Annotated in this window: 14 protein-coding genes; 11 read left to right on the top strand and 3 right to left on the bottom strand. The window is 54.9% G+C overall.

Annotated features, from left to right (window positions below):
* Positions 1-41 precede the first annotated feature (41 nt).
* From HG15A2_RS17925 to HG15A2_RS17890, 8 genes are all read left to right on the top strand, one after another.
* Positions 42-2,204 (top strand): Na/Pi cotransporter family protein, encoded by a 2,163-nt coding sequence (locus HG15A2_RS17925; protein ID WP_246117777.1) that lies wholly within the window; start codon positions 42-44, stop codon positions 2,202-2,204.
* A 110-nt stretch (positions 2,205-2,314) separates the two neighbouring features.
* Positions 2,315-4,123 carry a HAMP domain-containing sensor histidine kinase gene (locus HG15A2_RS17920; protein WP_145061950.1) on the top strand — a complete coding sequence of 603 codons (1,809 nt, stop codon included), beginning with the start codon at positions 2,315-2,317 and terminating at the stop codon, positions 4,121-4,123.
* A 221-nt stretch (positions 4,124-4,344) separates the two neighbouring features.
* A complete protein-coding gene (locus tag HG15A2_RS17915; RefSeq protein ID WP_145061948.1) occupies positions 4,345-5,328 on the top strand; it encodes a PstS family phosphate ABC transporter substrate-binding protein in 984 nt (327 codons plus the stop codon).
* A gap of 12 nt (positions 5,329-5,340) precedes the next feature.
* Positions 5,341-6,294, top strand: coding sequence for a phosphate ABC transporter permease subunit PstC (gene pstC / locus HG15A2_RS17910; RefSeq protein WP_145061946.1), 954 nt, complete (start codon positions 5,341-5,343; stop codon positions 6,292-6,294).
* Positions 6,291-7,199, top strand: a complete 909-nt coding sequence (pstA, locus tag HG15A2_RS17905) for a phosphate ABC transporter permease PstA (protein WP_145061944.1) — start codon at positions 6,291-6,293, stop codon at positions 7,197-7,199. Before pstC ends, pstA begins: the two co-directional genes overlap by 4 nt.
* Before the next feature lie 137 nt (positions 7,200-7,336).
* Entirely contained in the window at positions 7,337-8,101 is a 765-nt protein-coding gene (gene pstB, locus HG15A2_RS17900; RefSeq protein ID WP_246117978.1) for a phosphate ABC transporter ATP-binding protein PstB, read from the top strand.
* A gap of 48 nt (positions 8,102-8,149) precedes the next feature.
* Entirely contained in the window at positions 8,150-8,815 is a 666-nt protein-coding gene (phoU, locus tag HG15A2_RS17895) for a phosphate signaling complex protein PhoU (protein WP_145061941.1), read from the top strand.
* Positions 8,816-8,850: 35 nt separating this feature from the next.
* Positions 8,851-9,555 carry a response regulator gene (locus HG15A2_RS17890; RefSeq protein WP_145061939.1) on the top strand — a complete coding sequence of 235 codons (705 nt, stop codon included), beginning with the start codon at positions 8,851-8,853 and terminating at the stop codon, positions 9,553-9,555.
* Here the strand turns inward: HG15A2_RS17890 and HG15A2_RS17885 are convergent.
* The gene (locus HG15A2_RS17885; protein WP_145061937.1) at positions 9,516-10,439 is read right to left on the bottom strand and encodes an alpha/beta hydrolase family protein; all 924 of its coding nucleotides are present in this window, start codon (positions 10,437-10,439) and stop codon (positions 9,516-9,518) included. The two genes, HG15A2_RS17890 and HG15A2_RS17885, sit on opposite strands and share 40 nt — an antisense overlap.
* A 258-nt stretch (positions 10,440-10,697) precedes the next feature.
* Here HG15A2_RS17885 and HG15A2_RS17880 point away from each other — a divergent pair, with 258 nt between their 5' ends.
* Complete coding sequence (locus HG15A2_RS17880) at positions 10,698-11,393, top strand: DUF2461 domain-containing protein (RefSeq protein ID WP_145061935.1); 696 nt, start codon at positions 10,698-10,700, stop codon at positions 11,391-11,393.
* 19 nt (positions 11,394-11,412) lie between these two features.
* Here the strand turns inward: HG15A2_RS17880 and HG15A2_RS17875 are convergent, their stop codons facing one another.
* Together HG15A2_RS17875 and HG15A2_RS17870 are read right to left on the bottom strand one after the other, a co-directional pair.
* Positions 11,413-12,360, bottom strand: a complete 948-nt coding sequence (locus HG15A2_RS17875) for a peptidylprolyl isomerase (RefSeq protein WP_218932067.1) — start codon at positions 12,358-12,360, stop codon at positions 11,413-11,415.
* 10 nt (positions 12,361-12,370) lie between these two features.
* On the bottom strand, positions 12,371-13,249 hold the full coding sequence (locus HG15A2_RS17870; RefSeq protein WP_218932066.1) for a peptidylprolyl isomerase: 879 nt from the start codon (positions 13,247-13,249) through the stop codon (positions 12,371-12,373).
* A 335-nt stretch (positions 13,250-13,584) separates the two neighbouring features.
* Here HG15A2_RS17870 and xylA point away from each other — a divergent pair, with 335 nt between their 5' ends.
* On the top strand, positions 13,585-14,895 hold the full coding sequence (gene xylA / locus HG15A2_RS17865; protein WP_145061929.1) for a xylose isomerase: 1,311 nt from the start codon (positions 13,585-13,587) through the stop codon (positions 14,893-14,895).
* A gap of 50 nt (positions 14,896-14,945) precedes the next feature.
* On the top strand, positions 14,946-15,995 hold the full coding sequence (locus tag HG15A2_RS17860) for a hypothetical protein (protein ID WP_145061926.1): 1,050 nt from the start codon (positions 14,946-14,948) through the stop codon (positions 15,993-15,995).
* Positions 15,996-16,290: the final 295 nt, after the last annotated feature.

The following is a 16,290-nucleotide window of genomic DNA, read 5'->3' as shown; positions in this document are numbered from 1 at the left end:
AGCAATGCCTCTACGATGCCTAACTCCTCTGTTAAGAAACAATGAAGAATTCTGCAAGGCTCGTGGGGCAAGGCATGACGGCGGTGATCGGCGAGCGGTACGGACGCACTAACCCGCTCAATAAAAAGCAATCCCTGGGTCTCAGGACCAGTCGCGGGATGGTACTTCTCCTTGCGTTCGTGACTGCGCTGGCTGCTGGCGTTGTGCACGCAGAAGACGATCGCGATGTAGAATCGCTCCGCACCGTCGCCAAGCTGATTCCTGATTCCAAGGCCCTGGCCGGTTCGCCGCCTACCATCATCGATTTGGCAGGCCTTTTTGCTGACACGATGCCTGAAGCCCAGGGGCCGTTGGAGCTGTCGGTCGTGCACAATAAGAAGTCCAGCGTGGCAGAGGCTTCTATCGAAGACGACACGCTTACGCTCAAGTGGGGCAAGATCGGCAAGACGGAAATCACTGTGCGGGCGACCGACGTGAGTAGTGGCAGGTTCACCGACGTGCGATTCAATGCTGCCGTGTGGCATCCGGACTATGCTCTGCTGGTGATGACGGTCATCGGCGGACTGGGGATATTCTTGCTCGGCATGAAAAATATGTCGGAGGGATTGCAGGCGATTGCAGGTGGCGGCTTGCGGAGGATGATTAGCGCCGTAACCGACAATCGCATCATGGCGGTTGGTGTTGGCGCGCTAGTCACCATGCTGGTTCAGTCCAGTTCCATCACAACCGTCATGGTAGTGGGGTTTGTGAACAGCGGATTCATGACGCTTTCGCAAGCAATTGGCGTGATCATGGGCGCCAATATTGGTACTACGATTACGGGCTGGATACTCGCGCTCAAGATTGGTAAGTATGGATTGCCACTGCTGGGCATTGGCGCATTTGGCTACTTGTTTGTCCGCCGCGAGCGCTTGCGTTACGCCGCCTTGGCCATCATGGGCCTCGGCATGGTGTTCTTCGGGCTAGAGCTCATGAAGAACGGTTTCAGCATTGTGAAAGACTTGCCTGCGTTCGAGGAATGGTTCAATCGCTTCGACGCGTCGACTTACTTCGGAGTGCTCAAGTGTGCAGCAGTGGGTTGCATCTTGACTTTCATTGTGCAATCCTCCTCCGCCACGCTCGGTATTACGATCGGGCTGGCTTCGATTGACGTCATAGAGCCCAATACCGCTGCGGCGCTAGTGCTGGGCGAAAACGTCGGTACGACGATTACCGCGTGGCTCGCCTCAATCGGTGCCACGACCGGGGCACGTCGAGCGGCGTACTTTCATGTGATTTTTAACTTGCTGGGGGTCGCTTGGATCACCGCAATTTTTGGACAATACATCGAGTTCATCGATTGGTTGCTCAATATGAGCGTCGTGCGCTGGTTGGCAGGAGTGGATACTGAAGTCGGCGAGGCGGTCGGAGTGACCGTCAAGATTGCCGCGACCCATACGTGCTTCAACATTGTCAACACGCTGCTGTTCTTGCCTTTTGCGGGCGCGCTGGGTTCGCTACTGACTCGTCTGGTGCCACAGAAGGATTACAAAGAGAAACACCATCTAACGAGCCTAGACATCCGAATGTTGGAAACGCCGATCATTGCTATCGAGCAGTCGCGAATGGAAGTTCTGAGGATGGCGGCAGGGTGCGATAAAATGATGGATTGGTTGGCTGAGCTCAGCGCTCAGGAGGTGCCGGACCAAAGGATGGTGAAGAAGCTGTTCCATCGCGAGGAAGTGCTGGATACGGTGCAGGACGAGGTGGTCGCTTTTTTGACGGACATGCTGGCCTCGAACTTGCCGCACGACGTGATTGACGAGGGACGCCGCCAGCTGCGAATGGCCGACGAGTACGAGTCCATTAGCGACTACATTACTTCGATCCTGAAGTTCAAGCTGAAGCTGGCCAACCAAGGACACCAATTCTCACCTAACATGAAAAGGCAACTCTCTGAATTGCATGTCATGGTGAAGGACTACCTGGCCATGGTGACTGCGGGCTATTTGAATCGCTTGCCAGAAGTGATTACCAAAGCCAGATCGGTGGGGTCGGAGATTAGCCATCGGGTACGCACTCTCCACGACGATCATTTGGATCGCCTCACCAACAAGAAGGTCGAGCCGCACGTGAACGTGTCGTTCACCTCGACGCTGAACTCCTATCGTCGGGTCAGCGATCATACCCTCAACGTGGCGGAATCCCTGGCGGCGAAAAAGTAGTAGGTATTGGGTCAGCCAGAGCCAAGCAGAGATTACAATCTGTCCGAAGTCGCGTTTGTAGTCGCTATCCTGCTTGCAAACACTGTCGCTTCACGCGACGATGGGTGGCTATGTGGTCTTCACGTTTGTTCTGGAAAACGTTCCTCGCGCACTCCGCCCTGATTGCGCTGGCGGTGGGAATCTGCGCGGCGATAGTCGCTGGCTGGCAGGAGGAGCAGCTAATCGGCCAAGTTCAGCGGAGGCTCCGCGATGCAGCTACTTTGCTGTCAGAAGACTTGGCAGGGGACGACGAGGCTGAATCAGCGGATGAACTGACGCTTGCCGATCGGCAAACGCTGCAGGATCGCATTGCCCGAATCGGAAAACTGACGGAAACGCGATTCACTCTGATCGATCAAGAAGGTCGGGTACTGGCCGATTCTGAGCAGGATTCGTTGGTCGCAGTCGAAGAAATGGACAACCACTTAGGTCGCCCAGAGTTTATCAAGGCTTTGCACGACGGCACAGGAACCTCCCGCCGGCAGAGTCCCACCCTGGATGTGCCGTTTTTGTACTATGCGGTTGCTGTCAAGCACAACGACGAAAGTGTTGTTTTGGTTCGTGCCGCCCAACCCATTCCCTCGATCCTCGCAGAGGTGGGCTCGATACGGCAACTGATTTGGCTCGTGGGTCTGCTGGTTGGCTTGCTCAGCCTACTGGTAACCTACTGGCTCACACGTCGAACCGTGCTTCCGATTCAATCGCTTACCGTTGCAGCACGCGAGGTGGCTGAAGGGGTGGCTCCGAAACGACTCACCGAAGTGGGAGCGGGAGAGCTGGAAACTCTCGCCAGTGCTTTCAACGCGATGGTTCAAACACTCACTAAACGGGAGGGCCAGCTCCGCGACAACATGCAGCGCCACGCCACGGTGCTGGCCGGAATGGCCGAGGGGGTGATCGCCGTCGACGACCAGGAACGCATCTTGTTTGCCAACAAAGCGGCAGGGCGAGTGTTCGGCTTCGACCCGCAAGGGGCTGAAGAGCAAACCCTGCTGGAAGTGGTCCGAGATCATCGTCTCCGAAAAGTCGTGCGGCAAGTTCTTGATACTCAAGGCCCTGCACGCGACCACCTGCAATGGCGGGGTGGTGGTAGCCCGTTGGAGTTGGAGATTCACGGTACGCCACTCCCCGGAGAGCCTTGCCCGGGTGTGGTGCTTGTAATCGATGACGTAACAGCACTGTCGAAACTCGAAGGTGTTCGCCAAGAGTTCGTGGCCAATGTGTCGCATGAGTTGAAAACGCCGCTCAGTTCTATCAAGGCTTATGCGGAAACGCTGCTTAGTGGCGCGATCAACGACCCCGAGCACAGTACTCAATTCCTTACGCGAATTGATGAGCAGGCTGATCGGTTGCATTCTCTGATCCAAGACATGCTTGGCCTAGCGAGGATCGAAGCTGGCAAGGAGCAACTCGAACTAAGAAGTATGCCCCTCGCGCCCATCGTCGCAAGTAGCCTAGGAGACTACGAGTCCTTGGCAGCTGCTAAACACGTAAGACTGCTCAGCGAGATCGCCGAAGAACAACTCAAGGTCGTTGCCGATGAGGAAAGCCTACGACATGTGCTAGGAAACTTGATCGATAATGCGGTGAAGTACACTCCGGCCGAGGGGCAAGTTAGCGTCACTGCGAAAAGCTTGGAGCGGAGAGTCGAGATAACCGTTGCCGATACGGGCATCGGCATCGCTCCAGAGCATCACGAGCGTCTGTTTGAACGCTTCTATCGTGTGGACAGGGCTCGTTCCCGAGAGTTGGGCGGCACGGGGCTGGGGCTTTCCATTGTGAAGCATCTCTGCCAAGCGATGGGCGGAGAGGTGACAGTAAGTAGCGAGGCCGGAAAAGGGAGCGAATTCCGAGTAACCCTACCCGCTGCTGGCAACTAAATGTGCAGTTCATTGTAGTGAAGCTGTCGTTTTCTCACCCAGAGAGGCCCAGTATTGCGGTTCTCAGCCCCAATTGCCGATCTTTCGCATTTGCCAGCCATCGCAACCGTTTCTTAACCTCTTGTTAACAATTGCTTGCTATCCTCCCCGAACAGGACAGCATTCTGTGGGGTCGTTCTGTCCTGATAGTGTCCCATCAAATCAGTCAAGGACTTAGATTCATGCATTTCATTCGCGGCTGGGAGTCGCATTTTGCAGGTTGGTTTTCTTCTAGGCTTTTCTCCCTACTGGCACTGCCCGCTCTGTTGTGCGGCTGCGGTGGGCAGGGGGAGAGCATTCGCATTGATGGCTCTAGCACTGTATACCCTGTTTCCGAGGCAGCCGCGGAGGCCTATCGGGTAGAGCACCCAGAGATTCGAATCTCTGTGAGCCAATCGGGTACTAGTGCCGGCTTTAGTAAGTTCGTAAAGGGAGAGACTGACATCTCGGACGCCTCGCGACCCATCAAAGATAGCGAAGTCGAAGAAGCCAGAGCCAACGGGATTGAAGTCGTAGGGTTTGTCGTTGCTCAAGATGGTTTGGCTGTGGTGGCTAATCCAGAGAATGATTGGTGCGACTCCCTGACGGTAGAGCAATTGAAAACCATCTGGCGACCTGAAGCGAAGGGGACAGTCAGTACCTGGCAGGATGTGAACCCTGACTGGCCCGATGTACCGCTAAAACTTTATGGACCTGGAACGGCTTCCGGTACTTTCGAGTACTTCACCCAGGTGATCAATGGCGAGAAGAAAGCAAGCCGACCCGATTACACGCCCAGCGAGAACGACAACATGCTTGTTCGCGGCGTTTCCAACGAGAAGGGCGGCCTTGGGTACTTTGGCTATGCGTACTACGCAGAGAACAAAGAGAAGCTCAAGCTGCTGGGAGTCGATGCGGGTGAGGGTGACGGGCCAGTGAAACCGGACGAAGCGTCCGTGAAAGATGGCAGCTACAAGCCACTGGCTCGCCCGATTTTCATCTACGTCAGCAAGAAGTCGCTGGCCCGCCCGGCTGTGTCTGAGTTCGTAAACTTCTATGTCGAGAATGCGGAAAAATTTGCCGTACAGAAGCTGTATGTGTCACCTTCGCAAGATGAGCTTGCAAGCAATGCTGAGCTGCTCAAGAGCGAGGCCACCGCGCACCTTGAGCCAACTGCAGCAAACTGAGTTCGGACTTCGATGGTTTCCATAGCCCAACCTCAATCCGCCGAGCCTCAATCAGCCTGCTCTGTTCGTTTAGTCACGAGTGGTGCTCGCCGTAAGGTGTTTGAGAAGCTGATGCACGGCTTGCTCATGTTCTGTGCGGTCGTTTCGGTCATTACCACCGTGGGTATTGTGCTGGTGCTGTTGAGCCAGGCGCTGCCGTTCTTCGGCGAAGTTTCCCTCGTCGAGTTCTTCATGGGCACGGAGTGGACGCCGCTGTTCAAGCCGCAGCACTTCGGCATTCTTCCTCTTATCTGTGGCACCATGATGGTGGCCGCTGGGTCGGCGGCGATTGCGATTCCGTTTGGACTAGGAACGGCAATCTACTTGAGCGAGTACGCCAAGCCCGTCGTCAGGGATGTTGTGAAACCAGCGTTAGAGATCTTGGCCGGCATTCCGTCGGTCGTGTTTGGCTATGTGGCTGTCGTGTTCATTTCACCGCTGATTAAGGACTGGTTCCCTTCGGCAGCGTACTTCAACGCTGCTAATGCGTGTCTCGTCGTTGGCATCATGATATTGCCGATGATCGTCTCGCTTAGCGAAGAAGTGCTGCGTTCGGTGCCTCGCTCGCTCAGGGAAGCCGCCTATGCCCTGGGTGCTACGAAGCTCGACGTGACTTGCGGCGTGGTTGTGCCTGCGGCGTTGTCTGGCATCGTGGCGTCGTTCCTGTTAGCAATCTCCCGGGCCATTGGCGAAACAATGGCGGTCACGCTGGCCGCCGGGGCAACGGCTCATCTGACGCTCAACTTCTTCGATAGCATCCAGACGATGACGGCTTACATCGTAGAGGTTAGCTCGGGCGATATCCCTACTGGTTCGGTCGAGCACTCCACAATTTTTGCCGTCGGCCTGACGCTATTCGTCATGACGCTGCTGATCAATATTCTGGCACAGTGGATACTCTCTCGCATGAGGGAGGAATACGAATGAGTAATTCCTCACCGCCTGTGTACCGCAATTCGCTCGCAGAGCACTCCAATGGCAGACCCCTGGCAAAATTTGCGTCCAATGCTTTTGCTGTTGCCTGCGCGACATGCACCATTGTTTGCATGGCCACGTTAGTGGTATTGCTGTGGAAGATATTTCAGTTTGGCTGGGGGCGCGTGAACCTCGACTTCATAACCAGCTTTCCTTCATCGACGGCGGAAAACGCAGGGATCAAGTCTTCGCTGGTGGGCAGCTTGTACTTGATTGGACTCACGGCACTGTTTTCGGTGCCCCTAGGTGTGGGCACAGCGATTTATCTGGAAGAATACTGCAAGCCGAGTCGCTGGCGTACCTTTGCCCAGACCAATATCGCTAACCTCGCTGGCGTGCCCTCGATCGTGTACGGGATTCTTGGTCTAGGCCTATTCGTTCGAGCGATGAGCCTCAACCGCAGTTTGCTGGCTGGGGCGCTCACCTTGACCCTGGTCATATTACCCATCGTGATCCTCGCCTCGCAGGAAGCGCTGCGGGCAGTGCCGAAAACGATTCGCCAAGCCTCTTACGCATTGGGAGCGACCCGCTGGCAAACGGTATGGGGGCAACTGTTGCCGGCTTCATTGCCGGGCATCCTAACGGGCGTAATCTTGGCGCTCTCAAGAGCACTGGGGGAAGCTGCGCCGTTGTTGGCGATTGGGGCAGCTACGTACACGGCCTTCTTGCCTCAAGACATAGTTCACGACGACTTTAGTGTGCTGCCGCTGCAAATCTATAACTGGACGGATCAGCCACAGGAAGCTTTCCATCAAGCGGCAGCCGCCGCGATTGTCGTGCTGCTGACCGTCCTAATATGTATGAACGCCCTCGCCGTCTTCCTACGATATCGTTTCAGTAAGCGGATCCAATGGTAAAATTAAAGAAGCTCAGCGAACCAACTCCTGAAACACTCGGCCCTTTAGTTATGAGCGAAATGACCTCTGAACGACCGACAACATCACTGGCAGCACCCGTGGTAGGCACGGACCGTTCGTCTCTTTCGGCCGACGAGATGCGTAATCTTCGTCAGAAGGTCTCCGCCCAGGGCGTGGATTTCTTCTATGGGTCGAACCAAGCGCTGCATAACGTATCGCTCGACATGCCTGAGAATTTGGTCACGGCACTAATCGGCCCCTCAGGCTGTGGAAAAAGTACGTTCCTGCGCTGCTTGAACCGTATGAACGATATGATTGACGATACGATCGTACGTGGCGACATCCTGCTCGACGGCGTAGACATCTACAAGTCGCGGACCGATGTGGTCGAGCTCCGTAAGCGTGTCGGCATGGTTTTTCAAAAGTCGAACCCTTTCCCGAAGTCGATCTACGATAACATTGCCTATGGCCCTCGTGTGGCGGGAGTGAAACAACGCGGGGTATTAGACGAAATCGTTGAGAAGTGCCTGGAGCAGGCTGCCCTGTGGGATGAGGTGAAAGATCGGCTGAACGACTCCGCGTTGCAGCTCTCCGGTGGCCAGCAACAACGGCTGTGCATCGCCCGTGCTTTGGCTACGTTTCCAGATGTGCTGCTAATGGACGAGCCTGCTTCGGCGCTCGACCCCAAATCAACCGCTCGAATCGAGGACCTGATTTTTGAATTGAAAAATTCCTATACCATCGTGATCGTGACGCACAACATGCAGCAGGCAGCACGGGTTTCCGATCAAACGGCCTTCTTCTACGAAGGTAGCCTGATTGAGGTCGGCGCAACGACGGAGCTCTTCACGCGTCCGACCCAACAACAAACGGAAGAGTATATTACTGGTCGATTCGGATAGTGGAATCGCACCTGAGAACAAGCCGCCGGTAGGAAAGTTTAGCCCACTATGAGTAAACATCTTCAACGAGATCTGCAAGCTCTCGAACAACTGTTACTCGATCAATCGTCGATTGTCGAGCAAATGGTCTTCCGCGGCTGCCAAGCTTTGCGAGAGCTGAGTACCGAGCCGCTCGAGGAGGTGCTGCGCGATGAAGAGGTCGTCAATAACCGCGAAGTCCAAATCGAAGAAGAGTGCCTGAAGATACTTGCGCTCCACCAGCCAGTCGCAGTCGATCTGCGTCGGGTTGCTACAGTTCTGAAGATCAACAACGACCTTGAGCGAATTGCCGACCTCGCGGTCAATATCGGCGAACGGTCGCGTAGCCTGACGATGTTTCCTGAGTTTCAAGCCCCGGAAAATATCGACCGCATGGCAGAGGTGGCCATTGGCATGGTGCGGGATGCGCTCGACGCATTTGTACGCCTGGATGTCGAAACCGCAAGGGAGGTCTGCCTGCGAGATGACATTGTGGACATTCTCAATCGTCAAGTGATCGACGCCCTGCATGACTTGGTCCATCAGAATGCTTCTGATGTCGAGCCGGCGATTTACTTTTTCTCGGCATCACGTCACGTCGAGCGGATAGGCGACCACGCGACGAACATCGCCGAGGATGTGATTTATCTAGTGGATGGCGAAATCACTCGCCACCGTAACGAAGCGTCCGTTTAGGGTCGCCAACTGAAACCGAAACGCCGTCTGAGAACATGACCAAAGCAAGAGTATTGATAGTCGAAGACGATGCTTCGCTGGGCGAAGTGCTAGAGTACAATCTCCGCCAAGAAGGCTACGAAACCCAATTAGCGCGTGATGGCCAACAGGGCATACGCGAGATTCGGCTGCGTTGCCCCGATCTCGTGATTCTCGATCTCATGCTGCCTCTGATTGACGGGCTCGAAATCTGTCGGCTGGTGCGTGCCGATGCCGCGATCCAAGACATGTTGGTGATGATGCTCACGGCACGCAGCGAAGAGTCTGACCAACTTGTCGGTTTCTCCATGGGAGCGGACGACTATGTGACAAAGCCGTTCAGCGTGAAAGTACTCCTGCAGCGAATAAATGCACTGCTAAGGCGTAAAGATCAAAGCAGCGCGGATCGGGACATCGTCGTAAGCCAAGGCATCATGATCGACCGACGCCGACATTGGGTGACAGTAGGCGATGAGGCTCTTGACTTAACTCCAAGCGAATTCGACTTGCTCACCACCCTGGTGCGACAGCCTGGGCGTGCCTATAGTCGGGCGGAACTCATTGACGTGGCCCTGGGAGACGATGCAATCGTACTAGAACGCACCATCGATGTGCATATTCGAGCCCTCCGCAAGAAACTCGGAGGACATGCGGATCTTATCCAAACCGTTCGCGGCGTGGGCTACCGGTTTCGCGATCCGTCTGACGCTGCTGCGGTGTAGACTGATGGCGGCACCTCTGCGTTTGGTAGAGCCTCATTCAAATCAATATTCTCCAAATCAGTTTCAGCGGCGACTTCCTCAGGCTGTCTCATCGTGCGTCCGCAATAGCAACGCAGATCGCTGTTCTGAAAACCGCACTGCTTGTTTGGGGAGCGAATGGTCTCGTAGTACCACAACATTACATGGACGTGATTTGAGCTACTTAAGTCGGGCACACCGCGCATGGGCGTGGGGCCGTCGACTCGATAGTTCATGACTCCTCGGTAATTGGCCACGGCTCCAAAGCCGCTACAGCCGGGGGCCCAATAGTTCTCCACTTTGCACGCATGCCGTGTGGCACCCAGTTTGCAAAAGATGAGTTCGTGATAATTCTTTGGGGGGTCAAGCAGTGTCAACTGCGCCATGGGACCGAGATCTCTCAAGCACACGGCCGCTTGGGTGGCGGCGACAGTTCCCAAACTATGCCCAACGATTTGCGTTTGACGAGGATTCACACCACGAGCCCGTAGTGCGGAAGCCAGCATTTGGCCCTGGCAGCGGCCGATGCGTTCGGGTTCATTGTTGAAGGGGCGCACCTTCACACCATTCCAATCCCAGGAAAGCAGGTTATAGCTGTCGCCACAGCGGCAGCGCAGCTCTCGAGCCGAAGACTGGGCAAAAGTCGTGCGAATGCGCTTCGGCAGTGGGTTCCAGCCGTGGGTGAACACGATAGTCGGCTTGGCCGGGTCGATGGCGTCGCACGGATGAGCCCCGCAAGAGTAGTTCAGCAGTACCCCCATCCGTCCATTGCCGCCACGCTGGAGCACGGGGGTATCAAGCCGGCAGCCTGACCCTAGTAAGCAGCAGATGAGCAGCAAGAATAATGAGAATCGATTGCGACTCATGATTGCCGGATAGCTAAAGAGTAAGGATTAACGAACTACTAACGGTCAGGTTGTGACGCCTGCGTAAACCTTGCCAACCTGTTGCAGGAGTCATGCCACATGCCCTATGCCGTGTATCGGCTGGGTGGTAGCTGGACTGTAGGGGAGACTTTTTTGTGAGGGGCAGCAACCACTCCTTGAGTTTCGTTTCCCAAGTGTTCGTAGGTCGGCGAAACTAGCGGGCACGAAATATTCACTAGCTTGAAGGTAAGAGTCGCTATGGCGAAGACAAAGTTTCCTGGCTTTCCGCTTGATCTACTGAAATTCTTCGATCAACTCTCGAAGAACAACAATCGCGATTGGTTCGCTAAGCACAAGCCACGTTATGAAGAGAGCGTGCTGGTCCCAGCGATGGCTTTCGTGGAAGCGATGGCTGCACCCCTGGCGAAAATATCACCCCACTTCATAGCAGTACCGAAGCGCCAAGGCGGTTCGATCATGCGCATCTATCGCGACGTTCGCTTTGGAAAAGACAAGCGACCCTATAAGACGAACTTGGGGATACATTTTCGGCACGAGAAAGGTAAGGACGTCCACGCCCCGGGTTTCTATTCCCATATCGACAACGACGAAGCTTTTCTAGGCGCCGGAATCTGGAATCCCGACGGTCCCACGCTGCGAAAGATTCGTAGAGCGATTGACAAACAGTCCGCGGAGTGGAGAAAAACAAAGAGTAGCGCGGCCTTGAAGAAACGTTGGGAGCTAAGTGGCGAGAGCTTGAAGCGTCCTCCGCAAGGTTACACAGTCGAGCACCCTCTAATTGAAGATATCAAGCGGAAAGACCACATTGCTGTGGCGAAACTCGATTACGACACCGTGCTTTCTGCGGATGTCGTGAAAGAAACCGCGACGGCATTTCGTGCATCGAGAGGCTACGTGGCTTTCTTATGCGAAGCGATCGGTTTGAAATTCTGATTCGCCAGCCGCTTGCGGCTTAGCGGCCGGCTAGTTGGATCTTGCGTCGTCGTGCGAACCCCAACGCTGCTAAGCCGCAAGCGGCTAGGGCGAGGGAGGTGGGCTCGGGGACTACGCCGATTGCTGGGGTCGCGGAAGTTGCCCCAAAATTGCTCTGCCACAGCAAGAAGTCACCACCGCCGACATTGCGGTTTCCATCGCCATCCGCTTGCAGGAAGCCCGCCGTTCCATAGTCTTGATTCCACTCTGCCAGGTCCCCAGCATTCACCATACCGTTATCGTCGTAGTCGCCATCTAATACGGACACTTCCAAAACTTCCTGGATGACGAAAAGAGATTCCCCATTTATTAGCGGTGCCGTTCCGTAAGGGGCCGACGAATACCCAGGAAAGATATTCTCAAAGAGCGGTTGTTGCGCCACTAGGTTCAGGAAATCCAAACCTTTTGTCACTTGGCCGAAAACGGTGTACGGACCGGGGTCAAATCCTGATGCGTTGTTGGTGATGTTAATGAACCAACCACTCGTGGCGCTATCGGGATGAGCAGTTCTCGCTGCGGCTAGGGTTCCAGGCGTATTGCTTAATCCGTTAGCGGCGTTGAATTCGTTAGGTATTTGCGAACCGGCGGTAATTGGAAGACTAGACAAATTGTCGAGGGTTGGAGAAGGAGGGATGTAGTAGCTGCCCCCTTGGAAGAATCGCGAAGATCCCGAAACAGAACGGTGAATATACGAACTGTTGTAGTCATCGTCATTGGCGTAGTCAAAAAAGTTGGCTACGTGCAGCGGCGACTCATTGCCGTAGAATTCGATTTCTACTGCATCGCCGAAGTTGAAGTACCAGCGCGCCTTGCGTGTTGCGACCTGAGCGCTGGCGTATGAGGCTAGCGAGCAGCAAAGCACGCAAGTTGCGAGCAAGATGCGCTGGAGAGTAGGTGCTAGTCTTTCTGCGTTGGTCATATATTTCATAGTGAACATTCTATGCTTGCCTCGCTCGCACAAGCATTCGGGAGCAGAGAGCGGCTAGGCCACAAGCGGCTAGGGCTACTGAAGTTGGTTCGGGTATTGCGGAAGTTGTAGCACTGGCAGAGGTCGGAGGTTCGCCGAAAGCGCGTTGCCAGATCAAGAAGTCCTTACCTGTAATGGTACCGTCATTGTCGGCATCGCCGTCTTCAAAATCAGCGTTGGAGTTACCAAAATTATTATTGAGAATGGCAAGATCGGCGCTGTTCACGCTGTTGTCATGGTTGAAATCAGCGAAGACAAATATCCGTTCAACCACGACAGTGTGAATTTCACGGATGTCATCAATGGAATCACCACTGAAATTACGAAGGGGCAAATCATTGAAGGGTGCGCCTATGCCGAACCCGAAGTCGCTCGGGAGCGGCAGATCGCCAATAGCGTCGACTACCGTCATGCCGTCACCCAACACTTGTCCAAATGCGGAGAACCCACCGTCGGGTCGTGTAGGGCTGTCGAGAATCGAATTGTCGCCTTGGTTGATAAACCACTGACTGGTCACCGTATCGGTGCCAGACTTGGCCATGGCGATCGTGCCGCGGACATTGGAGGGGCCTGTGACACCACCTCCCGGTTCGTCATCGATTGGCGGGTCAGTGACAACATTTGCGAACGAAATCGTGTCGCTTGGCGGAGTTGGGTCATTGAGAAAAAAACCTCCTCCTTGAATGACAAAATCACGCAACACTGGGTCGCTAGTGTCGCTATTGCGGTGGACGACCGAACCGTCGTAACGTTGCGTGTTCACATAGCCCAGGAAATTGTTGACAGTCACAGGTACTTGGTCATCGAACAGTTCGAGATCGAACGCTCCTTCGACAGTGTCAAATCTCACGACAGTTCCCGCATTTGAAATAGTCGGAGACCATGTGAGTGAGAAAATTGAAATGAAAGAAACGATAGATAGGGATTTAGCGTGCAGCGGTGGAAGCATATTGCTGCCTCTTTGAGGTCTGAGTTCTGTTCCATAATGATCATTGGTGCCATCGATGGCACAGCGGCTCTCGAATTTCTGCCTAGTTTTATGCTAGTTGTCTGCCGCCAAGCTGTCTACTTTTCTGCGCTACCCCTGCCCAATTCCCTACTCAATTTGTTAGAATCCGAGCTCAGTTTGGATACAAACGGCACAGCCCGATTTCCGTTCCTCTAGCATGTTGCGTAAAAACCACAATGACTGCATTTCCTGAAGTCAATTCTATTCTTTTCGAGGGGCCCGAAAGCCGCAACCCGCTGGCGTTTCGTTATTACGATGCCGACGAGATGGTCGAGGGCAAGAGTATGCGAGACCACTTGCGGTTTAGCGTAGTCTATTGGCATACGTTTCGTGGCACCGGTGCCGACCCCTTTGGCCCGGGCACAGCGTTGCGTCCTTGGGAAGACGGAACTGATTCCGTAGAGAATGCCCAGAATCGTGCTCGCGTCGCGTTTGAGTTTATCGAAAAGCTTGGCGCTCCGTTTTACGCTTTCCACGATCGCGATGTAGCCCCTGAGGGAGCAACCCTGGCAGAGTCGAACAAGAATCTCGATGCCGTTGCCAAGGTGCTCAAGGAAGAGCAAGATCGCACTGGCATCCAGTTGTTGTGGGGCACGGCTAACATGTTCAGCAACCCGCGCTTTATGCATGGGGCGGCAACCAGTCCCAATAGCGAAGCGTTCGCCTATGCTGCTGGGCAAGTGAAGCACGCGATGGAAGTCACGCACGAACTAGGTGGCCAGGGCTATACATTCTGGGGAGGTCGCGAGGGCTACCAGAATCTCTGGAACACTGATATGAAACGAGAGCTCGACCACCTCGCGAAGTTCCTGCACATGGCGGTCGATCACGCAAAGAAAATTGGCTTCCAAGGGCAGTTCTATATCGAGCCGAAGCCCAAAGAACCGACCAAGCATCAGTACGATTCTGATGCGGCAGCCTGCCTGAACTTCCTTCGACAGTATGACTTGATCGATCACCTGAAGCTCAACCTCGAGACGAATCATGCCACGCTCGCGGGCCACACGATGCAGCATGAACTAGAGACCGCTGGTGCCGCCGGGGCATTGGGTTCGGTGGATGCCAACACGGGTGACATGCTGCTCGGCTGGGATACGGACCAGTTCCCTACGGATATCTATCTCACGTCGCAGTGCATGTACTCGATACTTAAGTACGGCGGCTTGAATCCTGGTGGGGTGAACTTCGACGCGAAGGTGCGTCGTGAAAGCTTCGAGCCGATCGACCTGTTCTACGCTCACATCGGCGGCATGGATGCGTTCGCGCGGGGCTTGAAGATCGCCGCTGCCATGCGAGCCGACGGCAAGTTAGAAGGGTTGCTCAGCGAGCGCTACGCTAGCTGGGACGACGGGCTCGGTGCAGAGATCGAAGCGGGCAAGCATACCTTGGAATCGCTCTCGGAGGTCATGCTCAAGCAGGGCGACATCGCCGGCAACGTGAGTGGTCGCCAAGAGATGCTCGAGAATCTGATCAACACGTACATTTAAGCCACTTCCCCTCAATTTATAGCTAGAGTGCCGCAGGAGGCGTGCTCCTCATGGTTGAGTGGCTGGTCATTGGCGCAGACGCGAAACCGGCGGGTCGCGGAGTGCGCGGGCTGGCACTCGTGTGGTTTCTAAGAACCTACCATGGCCGACGCGCGGTACGCTACCTTGAGCCGAAAGACTTGCTAAGCAATCCGAGTGTTCACGCACAAACCGTTTTCCTCGGGCTGCCAACTTCCCTAACGGCCCAGCAGATTGCTGACCTACCAAACCGAACGGGTTGCCAGCGGATCGTCGCGTTCGACTACTTCGACCAACACGAGCTTGCCTGGAGTGAGGAACAGGGGGCCGCATTCCGAAGTGTGGGGGAAGTGTACCTTAAGCCTTGGAAGGAACCCATCTGGGAGTCGCTGCCCGAGTACGCGAATCTGCAAATGGGCACGCTTCCGATTCGAAGATACGGACGCTTCACGTGGGCCAGACGCATCGATCGCCTGAACCAGCTAGTCCGAACGCGGCCGGAGCCTGAGTACGATGCCGCGTTTCTTGGTCGGCCGAATCACACTCGATTCTACATGGACGGCAAGATCCATCGCGTAGACCAGCGGGTTGATTGGATGCTCGATCTCAAACGCAACGCACCGGATCTGAAGGTCTGGGGCGGTTTGGTCGAGGTGAATGACAAGCACCGCCAGGTGCTCGAAGAGAAGTACGGTGATGTGAGTGACTTACTCTATCAAGGCTCGAAGGTGAACTTCGCCAAGTACTGGAAGAACCTGTGTCGCAGTCGCGTGGCTCTTGCCCCTGGTGGAAATGTGCCGTGGACCTATCGTCACTACGAGTGCCTGTATGCCGGCAATGCCGTGGCAACGCTGGACTATCGCGAGCGAGAAATGCTAGTACCGCTGCCTACCGAGGGTATGACCCATGTTCCGGATGGCGATTCGGTCGTCTCAGCCGTGCGAGAAGCATTGCAGATGTTGCGCGAACGCCCCCGCCTGGGAGAAGAGAATATCGCCCATCTTGAGCGATATTTCAAAGACGCAACTTACTCTCGATCGCGCGGTGCTCTATGGGAGCGTTTCAAGGATCAGCTGATGTGAGTTTCAGCAAGAGACGATTTTTGTCATTCCGACGAGAGGCTCACCGACCGAGGAATCCGGTTTCCATGTGAACTCAGCCCTATCTCCCGCCTCACTTACGACTCATCCCGTGCAATATTCCTAATGCAATAGAAGAAGCGATGAGGAATAGAAGCCCCCACCAATCGCGAACCGTTGAGTTCCTTTTGTAATCCCCTTCACGCTTATGATTGCGGGAATTAACACCTGCTTTTTTGCCCATCATGTGATCTAAGCACAACAGGGAGGGGGGGGAAGGGATGTGCGACACCTTGAC

The organism is Adhaeretor mobilis, assembly GCF_007741515.1.
In the GTDB taxonomy this organism is placed as follows: Bacteria; Planctomycetota; Planctomycetia; order Pirellulales; family Lacipirellulaceae; genus Adhaeretor; species Adhaeretor mobilis.
The sequence above is the reverse complement of the archived record's forward strand: the minus strand, read 5'-3'. Positions and strand labels throughout refer to the sequence as shown.

What these genes read in the sequence shown, in the direction of transcription:
- HG15A2_RS17860 (WP_145061926.1), top strand. Translation starts at nt 14,946, where the DNA reads ATGGTTGAGTGGCTGGTCATTGGCGCAGACGCGAAACCGGCGGGTCGC.
- HG15A2_RS17925 (WP_246117777.1), top strand. Translation starts at nt 42, where the DNA reads ATGAAGAATTCTGCAAGGCTCGTGGGGCAAGGCATGACGGCGGTGATC.
- pstC (WP_145061946.1), top strand. Translation starts at nt 5,341, where the DNA reads ATGGTTTCCATAGCCCAACCTCAATCCGCCGAGCCTCAATCAGCCTGC.
- pstA (WP_145061944.1), top strand. Translation starts at nt 6,291, where the DNA reads ATGAGTAATTCCTCACCGCCTGTGTACCGCAATTCGCTCGCAGAGCAC.
- xylA (WP_145061929.1), top strand. Translation starts at nt 13,585, where the DNA reads ATGACTGCATTTCCTGAAGTCAATTCTATTCTTTTCGAGGGGCCCGAA.
- HG15A2_RS17875 (WP_218932067.1), bottom strand. Translation starts at nt 12,360, where the DNA reads ATGAAATATATGACCAACGCAGAAAGACTAGCACCTACTCTCCAGCGC.
- HG15A2_RS17890 (WP_145061939.1), top strand. Translation starts at nt 8,851, where the DNA reads ATGACCAAAGCAAGAGTATTGATAGTCGAAGACGATGCTTCGCTGGGC.
- phoU (WP_145061941.1), top strand. Translation starts at nt 8,150, where the DNA reads ATGAGTAAACATCTTCAACGAGATCTGCAAGCTCTCGAACAACTGTTA.
- HG15A2_RS17920 (WP_145061950.1), top strand. Translation starts at nt 2,315, where the DNA reads ATGTGGTCTTCACGTTTGTTCTGGAAAACGTTCCTCGCGCACTCCGCC.
- HG15A2_RS17885 (WP_145061937.1), bottom strand. Translation starts at nt 10,439, where the DNA reads ATGAGTCGCAATCGATTCTCATTATTCTTGCTGCTCATCTGCTGCTTA.
- HG15A2_RS17915 (WP_145061948.1), top strand. Translation starts at nt 4,345, where the DNA reads ATGCATTTCATTCGCGGCTGGGAGTCGCATTTTGCAGGTTGGTTTTCT.
- HG15A2_RS17880 (WP_145061935.1), top strand. Translation starts at nt 10,698, where the DNA reads ATGGCGAAGACAAAGTTTCCTGGCTTTCCGCTTGATCTACTGAAATTC.
- pstB (WP_246117978.1), top strand. Translation starts at nt 7,337, where the DNA reads ATGCGTAATCTTCGTCAGAAGGTCTCCGCCCAGGGCGTGGATTTCTTC.